Raw genomic sequence first — 13,704 nt, 5'->3', positions numbered from 1 at the left:
GAATCATTAGTCTTCAGCATCATTTTTAAAACTCCTATATTTACATACCGCGTTATGAAATTCGAAGCAGCAACCATAAAAGATATAGCGATCGCACTGGGGCTTTCAACCTCTACTGTATCCCGTGCACTACGTGATAGCCACGAGATAAGCAGCGCCACCAAACAGCTGGTGCTGGAATATGCTACCCGGATCAATTATCACCCTAATCCTATCGCACTCAGTCTCAAAGAGAAAAGAAGCCGTTCTATAGGAGTGATCGTTGCTGAAATAGCCAATAGCTTCTTCTCCCAGGCCATCAATGGCATAGAATCCGTAGCCAAGGACACCGGTTATAACGTTATCATCTCCCAGACACATGAATCTTATGAGAGGGAAATGATGACCTTACAGTACCTGGCATCGCGGTCTGTAGACGGCCTGCTGATCTCCGTATCCAGCAGTACCCAGAACATGGACCATCTTAAAGCACTGCACGACAGAGGCTTTCCTATCGTATTCTTCGACCGTATCGTAGAGGATATCAAGACCCATAAAGTGATGGTGGATAATTTCCGCGGGGCATATGATGCCACTCTTCACCTCATCAATAAAGGATATAAACATATAGCCGTGCTGGCCGGACCAGAAACACTCTCTATCAGCAGGGAACGTGTGGCCGGATATATGGAAGCGCTGGCACAGACAAGGGTAAAACCCGGTAAAGCACTGATTAAATACTCCCGTTATTCCGGACTACAATTAGAGGAAGTGGAACAGGCTGTCAGCCAGTTACTGAAATTACGCCCCCGACCGGACGCTATCTTCACAGCATCAGATAAACTCACCACCAACTGTATGCGAGTGCTGAAAAGCAAAGGCATCCGTATCCCTCAGGATATCGCGCTCGTTGGCTTCTCTAACTCAGACCTGATAGAACTGTTACATCCACCACTGACTGTGGTACGGCAACCCGCATTTGAAATGGGAGAGCTGGCTACCAGTTTACTATTACAACTGATAGAAAGTAAAAGACCTGTAAAAGAATTTGAACGGAAAATTCTCGCTACAAACCTGATTGTGCAGGCTTCAACGTAGGTACATAATAAGCACTGAGATTGAGGATAATCAATAAGGCGGAGAAGAAAAACAATCCCATAAACAACGCGATGAATAAATGTAATAACACAATACCCATCAGCCAGTAAGGCCGGGTAACACGTACATTCATAAAGATACCATAAGCCAGTTCCAGGATCATCGTTGCCCAGCAGGAGATTACAAAAAAAGGCGTTTTTGCTAAAAAATCCAGACTGAAAATACTGTAATAATTATGGCTGTGCATTACCTTCCAGAGGGCTTCGCCATTGCGCCAGGTAACACCGATAACCTTATCAAATCCGGAGAAAAAATAAGCAATACTAAGATGCGCTTTTAGTAAAAAAAGATACGGTTCATCATCTACTTCTCTTTTCCCCAATAACCTGTTATCTAAAGAATAAACTCTTCCCACCGGGAATATACAGCAATAGAATAATGCAAAAGTGGTAAATCCATCTACCCCATATTCATATAAATGAACAGACTTTATCAGTAATAATTGTAAGAAGAGAGCTACAATAGCACTCACTCTTGTAAATAAGCCGGCAATCAGCATCAGCAATGATACAGGGAAGGCTATCCGGCAAATCCATAACAAGGTTTCATATCCGATTTTATGTAAAATCCCCTGTAAACCTACCAGCGTTAAACTAATGGTATCAGTTGTATTATCCATGATATCAGGATATACATATCCGTGATAAGAATAAAGATCATTAAAATCAGGCTGAATAGAGAGAAAGTGGATCAGGGCAAAACCTGCTATATTGATCCTGAAAAAGAATAACCATGTTTTCATCGCAGACTATAGGTTGCAGTGATCAGTTTAATTAATTGATAGCGTGCAGGCGTATCTGCTCTCACAGCGGCCAGGGTAGGGTAAGTTAACAGGTTATAGCTGACAGATACGGTGCTATCCTGGCATTCCCCTTTTTGAAACATCGTTACTGCAATATTTTTAAATACCAGTTTATTATACTCACTCATGATATTCTTTACCTGCGAAGTATCTCCTGGTTTGATGAAATCATCTGTTAATGCGTTGGTCATGGAAAAGAAGCGTAATGATGTTTCATAAGACTTAAAATCTGCGGTTAACTCTTTTCCACCGCACTCCCCTATCAGCATCCCATTGGAACGTACATTGATACCAAAGAAGCCGTACCCCATTTCTGCGCCTGTATAACGGCCATAATAGCGGAAGAATTTCTTCCCCATCAGCTTTGTTATCCCTTTAGCCACAGAACTGTTTCCTTTCTGGTGATGAAAGTCGTGATAGGATGTATAGGAACTCACCGAATTGATAAGAAGGATAAACAGCAGGTGGAAACCTATCCAGCCATATAATAATCGCTTTTTCATATGAAAATGGGCCGGTCATTTTAAAACCGGCCCTAACCTGGAATTATTTACCAGCGTACTTTGTAAGAATAGCGTTCGCTTTAATAACTTCCTGTGGTAATTCGTTAATCTGTTTCCAGAAGAAGAGTTTTGTAGAAACCCAGTCTTTGTAAATAGAGTTGTCGAGGATACCACCTGCTACTTTGTTTCTTGGGTCTTCACGATTAATAATAATGAGACCACGACCAAAATCTTTAATGCCATAATGGTCAGCAACGATCTTCTTGATCATTTCCTTGTCCTGTGTAGTTACCCGTTTTGTAGCCAGCGGAGTAACGGAATAAAGGTGTGTACTTACTCTTTTAACACCACGGTCCTGGCGGAGTGTAAAGGAGAATAATAAAAATGCGGGAATACATAATGTTAACAACATTAGTCTTTTCATAACTGAACTTTTGGGGGTTTGTTCCTACTCTATTTTAAGGCCTTTTCGGAATCCTGCCATAGAATGGACGATGAATTTACCATTTTCAGGATTAATAACAATATTTATCACCAATATGTTCGGTTTTATATATAAAAAAAACCGCTCTTTCAGCGGTTCTTTTTATCTTATTTTAATTGTAATAAATACTGATGCATATCTGCCGTTGGATCCGTATGGATCAACTGCAGCTTCTCCAGGTAATACCCCCTGACATCTGCCCAACGATAATAAGGGTAATGAGCGGTTTTTATTGGCAAGGCTACTTCCTTCTCATTCAGTAATACTTTCACCAGCTTTTCTTTTCCATTGGAATAGATAATCCACTGGATATTAGCGCTTAGAGGAATGATAGCCGATGCTTTCCAGTGTTTGTTATAATCATACACTGATGCCGCAGGGACACTGGCGCTGCGTATTCCCAGCAAAGTAGCAAAAGGAGAAATAGCTTCTGCATGTGTAAAGCGCAGCACTGCATCTTTCCCTTTGGTGTTTTCCGTGCTGTTTAAGAAGTCTGCCAGCAAAGGAGCTGCGATTCTCACCTGGATCCCCAGGGTATCTGTACCGGCTCCCTTTTCCAGGAAATCGGCTGCACCATTTCTAAAGTTAAACCACTGCAGCTCCTGTTGATTTAATACGATCCCGAAATCAATACTATCCCTGGTATATCCTTTTTTCTTCATTTCCAGTGGTATCGAAAACTGTACGCTGTATAAATCATAGATATAATCTGCGATAGTTACAGCATCTATTACCACAGGCTTCTGACGTACCATTACCTTTACACCATTTTCTATAAAAGTACCGGTGAAGATCTTTGCGCATACACTGGCAGCTGTCTGTTTTGTTTTTGGATCTTTTTCAAGGGAATCCAGCTGTACAGACAAGCTATTTTTGAAAGTCTGATAAGCAGGCGACAGATCATAAAACCGTAACACATTCTCATCAGAATCCTTTACTAAAGCAAAATCCCTTTTATATCCTGCAAAAGGTCGCAGGAAGGCATCTGCACTTTGTTTAGTCCTGATCTTATGCGTGATCTGTACTTCCAGTCCACGGCCTTTAAAGGCCGGTTTATAATTACTATATAAACGTGCTCCTATCCCTGCCTGCTCTTTTTCTCCCAGTAAAGTGACGTTCTCGTAATTGTTGTTTTCTATAGACAGAAAACGGATCACCATCGCCTTTAATAACACACCTTTTTTTGTCAGCGCATGTTCTTTCTCCGCCTGTGATAATACATCTAACAACGTAATATCACTTCCTGCTTTCGTCAGAAACCTCGCTCCATGTCTGCCTACATAGTTCACAAACACCGGTTGGAATCCTTTCGGTGCAGGTGTATACTGTTGTTTTGAAAATTTGTAGGGTGTCTTTGTCCCTGCTTCCTGCGCGTATGTATTCACTGTAATGAATAAACATAACAACAGACTCCAATTCTTACTCATCCCTGTTTATTTAGATAAAAGGCTGGAAGTATAATGTTTGTTTCCTGATCCGTCTGACTGATAAGCGCCCATATCGACACCAGGGGCATCGGTAGTAGCACCATATAATCCACCCTGTGGCACCACCTTCTGTGCTGCAAATATATCCGCTTCTCCTTTACGAAGAGCCGGAGAACCTGGTAACAGGCTGAAATTATACTGTTCTGCAGTGATAATAGTCAATGGCATAGCAGAAATATCCAGTGGCGGCGTTACAGCAGAGAAATCAAACTGGTCCACATCATATGAAGCAAACAATGGGTTATTAGTCTTAGGCGTTGTGCTCATGATATCATTGCTCTGTTTTACACCTCTTCCATCTGAAGTATAAAATGCATTGATCTGGTACTGCGCATTAGAATAAAAGAAATTATTATTGTAAGTGATGTGCAGGGTATCTGCATCCGGCGTAATCCTTAAACCATAACGGCAGTTAATGATCATGTTATTATAGATCTTGCCCTGCGCTCCTTTTTCATAGTTGATAGAACCACCACGGCCAGATTTCACCTGACGCATACCACTGTTTAAAATAGTATTGTTATATACATATACATTTGTCTGTACCGTACTACCACCACTGTTAGATACCTTGAATGCATTGGTTGCACCTCCTATTGAAACATTGTACGCTACATCTCCTACAGAACCTGCTTTTAAGTTCAGGGACTCTCCACCGGCTTTGGCACAGGCTTCGAATGTATTACGCATCACACTTACCTTACCATGCAGGATACGGATACCATCATCTGTACTGCCATAAAACCAGGAGTCTTCTATTATGCAATTTCCATCAATATTGGTGTAAGACAGGAAATTCCTTGGATCTCCTGCTGCAAATACTGCAGGGTCTGCGGATGCACCTGCTGGTCCGCCGGCAAATTCCAGATGCGTCCATTTGATAATCACATCTCCACTGGTAGCACCACACTGGATCCCGCCCCAGATACCTTTACCGATACTGGAGGTTGTACGCAGACTATCCACTACCGTAATGTAGTTATTCGCATCTTCTGTACCTAAGCTGATAAAAGTACCGTTACAGGTGATTTGCGGACTGGTAGCAGTGCTTTTACCGTCTCCCAGGGCAATCAGTCTGGAACCTGCCTGCATCAGCAGCGTATCCCCTGCATTGATAGTGATATCAGCGCTGAAGTAATATGTTTTTCCGGTAGCAAGGGTCCCCTTAACAGAACCAGTGAGTGTATCCGAACTAATCGTCTGACCGGCAGAGATTACTGCCGTTGATATTTTTACTGATTCCTCTTTATGACAGGCACTCAGGATAAGCGCTGACGCTATATATAAATGTATTTTCTGCATGGCACTAATTGTTTAGAGTTTGAATTTTACACCTAACAGGTAATTTGATCCGTAGGTATCCTTACGCACAAATGTATTTTTACCGAGTTCCTGGTGAGGCACTGCGCCTACTGTTCCACTACCGGTATAAGGTTGTCTGATCTCTAACTGATAAGGTGTATTTAGAATGTTATTCACCTTGGCATATACAAACCAACGTTTAGTAATCTTCTTTTCTACGGAGAAGTCCATCTGTGTAAATGCTTTCTGCCAGATATCATTATCCAGGAACTGAGATACAGTATTGATCCTTCTGCTGGTATAACCCAATGCCAGTTGTGCATTCAATCCTAACTTATTATCATCTTTAAATAACAGGGATAGATTAGCGATATGCGCTGATTGTCCTTGTAACGGACGACTCTGATTTACTGTCATCTGAGAAGTACCCGTGCTGGTACTATAATATTTAATCTTGGATGTAGTGATTTCAGAATGGGTATAGGTATAGTTTGCTTTTACACCAAACCATCTGAAATACTTAGTGATATCCAGTTCAGCACCATAGTTACTGGCCTTACCAAAATTATCCGGTGTATAGTAAACGTTTGTTCCTACATTTTCCAGTGCATATTCAATAGGGTTGTTCAGTTTTTTGTAGAACACACCTGCCAGTAACTGGTCTAATCCTTTAGGGAAATATTCATAACGCAGATCAAAGTTATCTGCTGTCGTTCTTTTCAGGTTAGGATTACCTATTTCCTGGTAATCAGCATCCGGATCTCCGCCATTGTGAGGGATTACTTCGTAGAAGTTAGGGCGACTGATAGCAGAATAATAAGAAAGGCGGACAGCCTGTTTCTTATTCAGTGAATATTTCAGCAATGCACTTGGTAGTACATCATAATAAGTAATAGAACCTGTTTTGCCTTTCACTGTCTGAGGTACAGCGCTCTCCCAGGAGAGGTCCGTATTTTCATATCTCGCACCGCCGGTCAGTTCAAATTTCTTGTAGTTGATCTTTACCATCGCATAAGCAGCACCAACGTTTTCTGTTGCATCGTAATTCAATGCATTATCAACTGTTCCTTCTCCATTGAATACAGAGAAATTATTATGAGAGATATCACCGTCGTATACCTGGTTACTTGGATCTGTAGGACGCAACGTGTAATCATCGTAGCTGCTGGTCCTTGTTTTATTACGGTACATACCACCTACTGACCAGTCTACATCTGCTTTACCGATTTCTGATTTATAAGTGAAGTTCAGGTAACCGCTTTTATCTTCATCCGAGTTACGGGAGAATTCCCTGTGAGATGTCGGATCAAGATTTAAAGGAGCCTGTACCAGCGCACCGTTAGCATCTTTTGACACACCTGTTACCAGGCCAAGCGTAGCTTCATCAGGGCGGTTATCGCTGGCCTTTGAATATACTGCTGACCAGTCCATTCCAAAATGCTTCGCGATCTTATGTGTACCGTTTAATGTAACGTTGAAGATCTGCTGTACATCATGATATGTTCTGTAACTATTGCTGATCCTTCCTGTACCGGCTCCTACCCTGCCTAATTGCAGGTTGGTATCCGATGCACTCCTGAATTCGTTTTTATCAAGATTCAGATAAGCAGCATACAGTTTGATCTTATTGTTATCATCGATCTTTAAATCGAGTTTGGCATGTAAACCACTTCTCTGCTGTTGTATGGAATAATGTCTCTGTTCTATGCTGGTTACCGTTGCATTTCCGTTATTCATATCAGTTTCAGTACCAAAGAACACAGAGTTTACATTGCGGTAATTATTCTGATAACTGCCGGCTACGATGATACCCAGTTTATCTTTCCACACACGACCACCTACTGATAATCCTAATAAGGATGCAATAGGATTGTGTTTATCATAATGAGAGAAGGCGCTGTTCGGGAAATCCTTCATGGTTGCCTGGTAGCTGGCACCGTTAGTGGCACGTGGGGAACGATCCAGGCTGGCGCTGTTATCAAAGGTGGTGAAGTCCTCACTGGTGAATTTACCTGCGAATCCTGCGGCTACGTTTGCTTTTACGCTTAACTGGTTAGGGGCATCTTTCATTACCATGTTCACCGCACCACCGATAGCATCACCTTCCCTGTCCGGGGTAAGGGATTTTACTACTTCAAGGCGGTCCAGCAGGTCTGCCGGGAAGATATCCAGGGGAACGTAACGGTTCTTGTTATCCGGACTAGGGATCTTAATACCATTCACGAGGGTGTAGATATAACGTTTGTCCATACCGCGGATGATAGGGTACTGACCTTCACCGTTGGTACTTCTTTCCAGGGATACCCCAGAAATACGCTGTACCACGTTTGCTACGGAGAGGTCCGGAGAGATTTCTATGGTACGGGCAGAAACGGAGTTCTGCACCAGGGTAGCCTTTCTATCTGCCTGCATGGCAGATGCGTCTGTACTTTTATCGTGTTTACCGGCAACGTTCACTTCTGCCAGGTCATTGTTCTTTCTTTCCATTTCAATAACCATATTCGGAGCTGTTCCATTTACGGTTATTTCGTTCTTATAAGAGTTGTAACCAACATATACTGCTTTTACTTTCCAGCTACCATTGGGAAGATTCTTTAAAATGAATGTTCCATTCAGGCCGGAAACGATAAAATGCTTTTGCTCTGAGATTTCTATGCTGATAGTTGCACCCGGTAATGGCTCTCCGGATTGCTTATCAACTACCTGACCACTGAGGCTGACTTTTTGCGAGTGGGCAGAAAACCCGATCGCCGTCAACAGGATAAACAGAAAAAATAATCGCTTCATTGTAGCAGTTTTTTGATGCTGCAAATGTGAATAAAGGCAAACAGTAAGCGTAAAAACCACCGTATACAAAATGATACATCGTGAACAGGGGCGTATACAGGTAGTGAACAAGTAAAAATAAACTGTTGATTATCAATATCATTAAAGGCAGTGTACGCTACATTAACAAATTGTTACCGTAACATCACCTTATAAAGAATTGATAAATGAAGTGAGACTTTCCCCCTCTTCCAGCAGCAGTTTTTTCTTTAATCTATACTTTGATACCCTCAGACTATCTGGTGAGATGGCTAATAAAGTGGCCATATCTTTTGAATCCAGGTTTAATTTGATGAGGGCAGCCAGACGGAGATCATTATAAGTGAGGTCATCTCTCCTTTCTTTCAGTTTGGCGAAGAATTCCTGGTGAACCTGTTCGAAGATCTCCCGGAAGCCGGTCCAGTATTCGTCGTAGTTGAAATTGAGATTGATCTGCTGGATGAGTTGCTGAATTTGCTTTTTCTGATCCCTTTTATCGTCTTTGGCCATTATTTCCAGGCGATTACGCAGATCTTCCAGCAGTTGGTTCTTCTGAATGACGTGTAGGGTGTGTGAGGTCAGCTCTTTTCCTTTTATCTCCAGGTCCTGTACCAGCTTGTTTTCCAGTAACTGTTTATTTTCCAGCGCTGTTTGCATCAGTTCCTGCTGTGCATCGTGCATCTGCTTGTTTTGCCCGGCCAGGATATCTGCGTTCCTTATTTTTAAGCGCTGCCGGCTGATGATCACCCATCCCAGCACCAATAATAATAAGATGACAATGGTGGTGGCGATGGCTATAATAATATTGATGTCTCTGGCATGTTGTAGTTCTACGATCTCATCGTTTTTCTTGCCTATGTCAAACAATACGCTTAAAAAGGCCGTCTGTCGGTTGTTTTCGGCGGAGTAGATGTCTATTGTTGCCCGGCGGGAGAGTTCCAGATAATAATAAGCACTGTCATTCTGATTTAACAGTTTGTACGTCCTGCCAAGATCATGGTAAGCAGCTCCTGCTTCGTACAGGTCATTAGCCGCTTTTGCCAGGGTGAGCGCTTGCCTGGTCTGAATGACTGCTTCATTATAATGACCGGTTTTCCGGTAGATATCTCCCAGGTTATTTAATACCTCTATAATAGATACATCTTCTTTGGACTGTTCGTAGAGGTCGTAGGAGTGCTGGTAATAATAACGGGCAGAGTCAAATTTCTCCAGGTCTTCATAAATACTGCCTATATTCTCATAGATCTTGGCGATGCCTTTCTTTTTAGATATCCTACTATATTGTTGCAGGGCCAGTCGCTGGAAATAAAAGGCGCTATCGTATTTATGTTGTTTCTCATAGAGATGACCTATACGGCCGTAAGTACCTGCCAGTCCTTCATCATTCTTTGTTTGCCGGTAAATCGACAAAGCCTCTTCATATTGTTTTCTGGCTAAAGCGATCTGCCGGTTATAATAATACAGGATCCCCATATCATTCAGATTCCCTGCCAGGAGTTCTCTCCTACCCAGTTCCCGGAAGATCTTATCTGCCCTGAGGTGGAAGTCCAGCGCCTGTGGGTAGTTCCCCAGGTAATAACAGATATTTCCCATGCGTTGCAGGGAAGTACCCATTGTTAAGGGGTCTTTTTGCTGGGTAGCTTTATCGTACATCTTCTTCAGTTCCAGCAGGGCTGAATCAGGAAGTTGTGTACTGAGTTGTTTGGTGTAGGTGATTTCTGTAAAGTTCTTATCCTGCCCATTCACCGTTATGGCAAGTGCTAAAGCTGCTAAAACAAAGAAAACTCTCATAATTGGAAGTAAATATCCGTCCTCCGGTCCCTGGGAGGTTAATCGTAAGCTGCAGGCAAAGAAAAGAGTTTAATGTTACGTGATTGTTAAGGATTGGGAGAAAGTGCTTATACAGGAGCTAATCTGTAAAACTCCGCTTCGGAATTATCGTCAATCTTTGAGTTTAAAATTTTCTTATTACATTCGTTTCAAATCCTTAAAAGAGCCATGTACAAACTTTTTTCTTCAAATACACCTCCTCCGGTAGCTTAAAGGCTGAATAACCGGTGTTTTTCTCCTGCCATTTTTGCATTTCTGCAAAAATGCATCTTGTTGCATGTTTTTATGTCAACTTTCGAGGTTGTTTAGCCGCTAATTCTTCTATGTGGTTAATTAAGTATTATTTTAAAACAATCTTGAAGTGAAAAATTTCAAATATATATTGATGGTTCTCATCGGGGGAGTCATGTATGGGACTATGTCTTCTTTCGTGAAGCTGTTCTATTCCTGGGGATATAATGCTGCTGAGCTCTCCTTTTCACAGGCATTGCTGGCTGCAGCTTTTCTTGGTATATTCCTATTGCTATCCCGCAAGCGAAAATTTTCTAAGCAGCAGGTAATTCCCCTATTGATCACTGGAGGAACCATAGGTCTCACCAATTATCTGTACTATCAGTCGGTAAGCTATATTTCAGCTTCACTTGCTATCGTGATCCTGATGCAGTTTACCTGGTTCAGCCTTTTATTGGAATGGGCCCTTTTCCGAAAAAAGCCTGGCAGGCCGGAACTCCTGACTGTTGTCTTTATTCTTATCGGTACTGTAATGGCAGGAAACCTTTTTTACGCAGAAAAATTATCGTTCTCCTGGAAAGGTCTTACGTTCGTTCTCTGCTCATCCCTAACCTATGCAATTTACATAGTAGCAAACAGCAGGGTCGGAAAAAATGTAAATTGGTTGCCAAAGAGTACGATGATCATGACTGGTTCTGCATTGGCTATTTTTATAGTTAATGCAAATACTATCCTCGCGGGCAGCCATTTCAGTTATGAGTTTTTGCTTATTGCGGTTTTTCTTGCTGTAATCGGTACTTCAATTCCCACAGCTCTTTTTGCTGCGGGCATTCCGAAGATTGGTGCGGGGGTGAGTTCTATACTTATGACTGTTGAACTTCCTGTTGCGATCATTTGTGCAACTATAGTTTTAAATGAACACACAAGTGTTGTACAGATAGCCGGAATACTAATTATGCTGATAGCAATATCAGCAATGAATTATTACAAATCATTAATAATCAAAAAAGAAGGTTAGTTATGTTTTAATTTAATGTGCTGTATTTATTAAAACACCCCTCGGTTAATAGCCGGGGGTGTTTATATTACCTGACAAAAAAATCATCCACTATTTAACTGCTATAAAGATCTCAACTGCTGCCTCTTCCGGGTTTTGTGCTTTTTCTCCATACGCTTCAAAATCGGTTGTATAAATCCGTGGGATGTCTGAGTTCCATATCTTAGTCCATTCTTCGAACACTTTATCTACGCCGGTAGTACGCTTGATATAGGTTCCTTTCTCTATCACAATTCCTTTCATTCCTTCAGGAATAGTATCCGCTGTGTTTACTTTACAACCCAGTACAGTAGTATAAGGCTTTGTAAAGTCGCCTTCATACTCTGTATACACGCTGTAAACAGTATTATCAACCTTACCAGGAATCTTATCTGCTATCCCTTCTGATATAAACTTATCCCAGAGTACGGGAATATCAATACCTGCCTGTCCATTTTCATTGGTGGTCCTTACAGCAATACCAATAATATTAAATGATTTGAGCTCTTGAGTGTCCATCTTTTCTTATTTATTGCAAATATGGAAGTAGGCAGTGACAACCCTATGTCAGTAGGTGATTGAATTAAATACTTTGTTTATTTGCCATACTATGCCACTCATGTTCTATTCCTTTCATTAATAGCGCATTATCGAAATGAACAGTTCCTTTAGGAAACATGGTTTCATTTTCAAAAAAGCTGGATTGCACAGCAGATACTTCCAGCGGACTTACCTTCCAGATATATGTCTGTAACTTTAATCCTTCATATTTGTTTCCGTTGGGAGAATACCCTTTCTCTCCTTTCTCGAAAAAGGCGGAAGCATTCTCCAATGTATTAAAAATGGAATCCTGTTTAAAAATACTGCTTTCCTTTGCATCAATAGAAATACTGGTACTATCAGAACTGGTAAAGTCTATATGATATTTACCCCCACCTTCCTGCACATTGAATTTTGCCTTATGATGCTTGCCAGGAAATATCCGGCCTCCGGCTAATGCATTTAATCCTAAAGAGGTATCTCTTCGAGGAATATAAACACCTCCTTTAGTTTCGCCATCCTCATCCCATTCAACTGCAATACGGTGGGCTCCATTTTCAGAGGCAATACCCATAAAGTCCGGAAAGCCTTTGGGCTTAACATGCTTTAACCTGATCAGGCATATTCCAACAATGGCCTTGTCTTTATAAATCTTAGGCCGAAAAGGTGCAGGAATGATCTTCTTTACATCTTCTGGATTTGCTGTAAAATTGACTAATATCCGCCTGTCAATGTACCCGTGTATGATTGGTAATTTCATAATGCAACTGAACTTCTATTGCTTAAAAGTAAACGATCCTGGTATACTATCAGTTAAAGATTTTATAATTGCCGGTGCAGAAGCACCTGTTTGCATAAGTAATGCTTTGTTATAAGCTACATGCACATCATCGAAATAAACAATTCCGATAAGTGCACTAAAATATAGTGTAGCAAAAAAGAAAAAGACATGCACGCCTGCACTATACTGCATCTTCCTCTTATTTTCAGGTGTAGTAAAATACTGAACCAACCTTGTAATTTCCAAGGCCACACCACCTGCCATGCAGAACAATAAAGGATTAACAAACAAACTCATAATTAAAATTGTGGATAAAACAATAATGATACGATAAATAATATGTTTACTTACCTGCCTGGTAAACAATAAATAAAAAAAGTTAAAGAACAGCACATGGCTTCTTAAAAAAATAAGAATATTCTCACGGCGCTCCTTTTTACGATTTAATAAGTCTTCCATTTTATTTAATTTTTCAATTAATAATTAATTTTTTCGCATAGAAAACCGCCTACCATTGATGCTTTGAACCAGGCAATCCTATATCATACTAAATAATATCGCAGGGGAGAAAAGGAGAGAACACTATCGAAGTAAGTAACAGATTTTACATCTCTCTAAAACAAAACTATGTATTTATTTTCGAAAATAAATCAACCAATAAAACTTTCATAAAAATAATTCTCAAACTAAAAATTTGATAAAGATTTATCAATAGAGATAACCATCTGCACGAACGATCTGTTCATTTTGTTCATTTTTAAGATCG

12 protein-coding genes are annotated in these 13,704 nt (G+C 40.9%); 2 read left to right on the top strand and 10 right to left on the bottom strand.

Features of this window, described 5'->3' with window-relative positions; all coding sequences use genetic code 11:
• The first annotated feature begins 54 nt into the window (after nt 1-54).
• The gene (locus BMW86_RS23275; protein ID WP_089785773.1) at nt 55-1,077 is read left to right on the top strand and encodes a LacI family DNA-binding transcriptional regulator; all 1,023 of its coding nucleotides are present in this window, start codon (nt 55-57) and stop codon (nt 1,075-1,077) included.
• Here the strand turns inward: BMW86_RS23275 and BMW86_RS23270 are convergent.
• From BMW86_RS23270 to BMW86_RS23240, 7 genes are all read right to left on the bottom strand, one after another.
• On the bottom strand, nt 1,046-1,879 hold the full coding sequence (locus BMW86_RS23270; RefSeq protein WP_089784415.1) for an HTTM domain-containing protein: 834 nt from the start codon (nt 1,877-1,879) through the stop codon (nt 1,046-1,048). The two genes, BMW86_RS23275 and BMW86_RS23270, sit on opposite strands and share 32 nt — an antisense overlap.
• Nucleotides 1,876-2,442 carry a hypothetical protein gene (locus BMW86_RS23265; RefSeq protein WP_089784413.1) on the bottom strand — a complete coding sequence of 189 codons (567 nt, stop codon included), beginning with the start codon at nt 2,440-2,442 and terminating at the stop codon, nt 1,876-1,878. The genes BMW86_RS23270 and BMW86_RS23265 overlap by 4 nt, the downstream gene beginning before the upstream one ends.
• 43 nt (nt 2,443-2,485) lie before the next feature.
• Entirely contained in the window at nt 2,486-2,866 is a 381-nt protein-coding gene (locus BMW86_RS23260; RefSeq protein WP_143056667.1) for a hypothetical protein, read from the bottom strand.
• A gap of 167 nt (nt 2,867-3,033) precedes the next feature.
• A complete protein-coding gene (locus BMW86_RS23255) occupies nt 3,034-4,353 on the bottom strand; it encodes a histidine-type phosphatase (RefSeq protein WP_089784409.1) in 1,320 nt (439 codons plus the stop codon).
• A gap of 6 nt (nt 4,354-4,359) precedes the next feature.
• Nucleotides 4,360-5,715 (bottom strand): right-handed parallel beta-helix repeat-containing protein, encoded by a 1,356-nt coding sequence (locus BMW86_RS23250; RefSeq protein ID WP_089784406.1) that lies wholly within the window; start codon nt 5,713-5,715, stop codon nt 4,360-4,362.
• Nucleotides 5,716-5,727: 12 nt separating this feature from the next.
• Nucleotides 5,728-8,502 (bottom strand): TonB-dependent receptor, encoded by a 2,775-nt coding sequence (locus BMW86_RS23245; RefSeq protein WP_089784404.1) that lies wholly within the window; start codon nt 8,500-8,502, stop codon nt 5,728-5,730.
• 189 nt (nt 8,503-8,691) lie between these two features.
• Complete coding sequence (locus tag BMW86_RS23240; protein WP_089784401.1) at nt 8,692-10,311, bottom strand: tetratricopeptide repeat protein; 1,620 nt, start codon at nt 10,309-10,311, stop codon at nt 8,692-8,694.
• A gap of 400 nt (nt 10,312-10,711) precedes the next feature.
• On the opposite strand from BMW86_RS23240, the gene BMW86_RS23235 reads away from it, so the two are divergent.
• The gene (locus BMW86_RS23235) at nt 10,712-11,599 is read left to right on the top strand and encodes an EamA family transporter (protein WP_089784398.1); all 888 of its coding nucleotides are present in this window, start codon (nt 10,712-10,714) and stop codon (nt 11,597-11,599) included.
• Nucleotides 11,600-11,689: 90 nt separating this feature from the next.
• Here the strand turns inward: BMW86_RS23235 and BMW86_RS23230 are convergent, their stop codons facing one another.
• The 3 genes from BMW86_RS23230 to BMW86_RS23220 form a co-directional block, all read right to left on the bottom strand.
• Nucleotides 11,690-12,136: a GyrI-like domain-containing protein gene (locus BMW86_RS23230; RefSeq protein ID WP_089784396.1), complete on the bottom strand. Its 447-nt coding sequence runs from the start codon at nt 12,134-12,136 to the stop codon at nt 11,690-11,692.
• A 64-nt stretch (nt 12,137-12,200) separates the two neighbouring features.
• Entirely contained in the window at nt 12,201-12,917 is a 717-nt protein-coding gene (locus BMW86_RS23225) for a DUF2071 domain-containing protein (RefSeq protein WP_089784394.1), read from the bottom strand.
• A 15-nt stretch (nt 12,918-12,932) separates the two neighbouring features.
• Nucleotides 12,933-13,397 (bottom strand): hypothetical protein, encoded by a 465-nt coding sequence (locus BMW86_RS23220; RefSeq protein WP_089784392.1) that lies wholly within the window; start codon nt 13,395-13,397, stop codon nt 12,933-12,935.
• Nucleotides 13,398-13,704: the final 307 nt, after the last annotated feature.

The organism is Chitinophaga sp. YR573, assembly GCF_900110995.1.
Classification (GTDB): domain Bacteria; phylum Bacteroidota; class Bacteroidia; order Chitinophagales; family Chitinophagaceae; genus Chitinophaga.
Note: the sequence above shows the minus strand (reverse complement) of the source record. Positions and strands in the feature narration are given on the sequence as shown.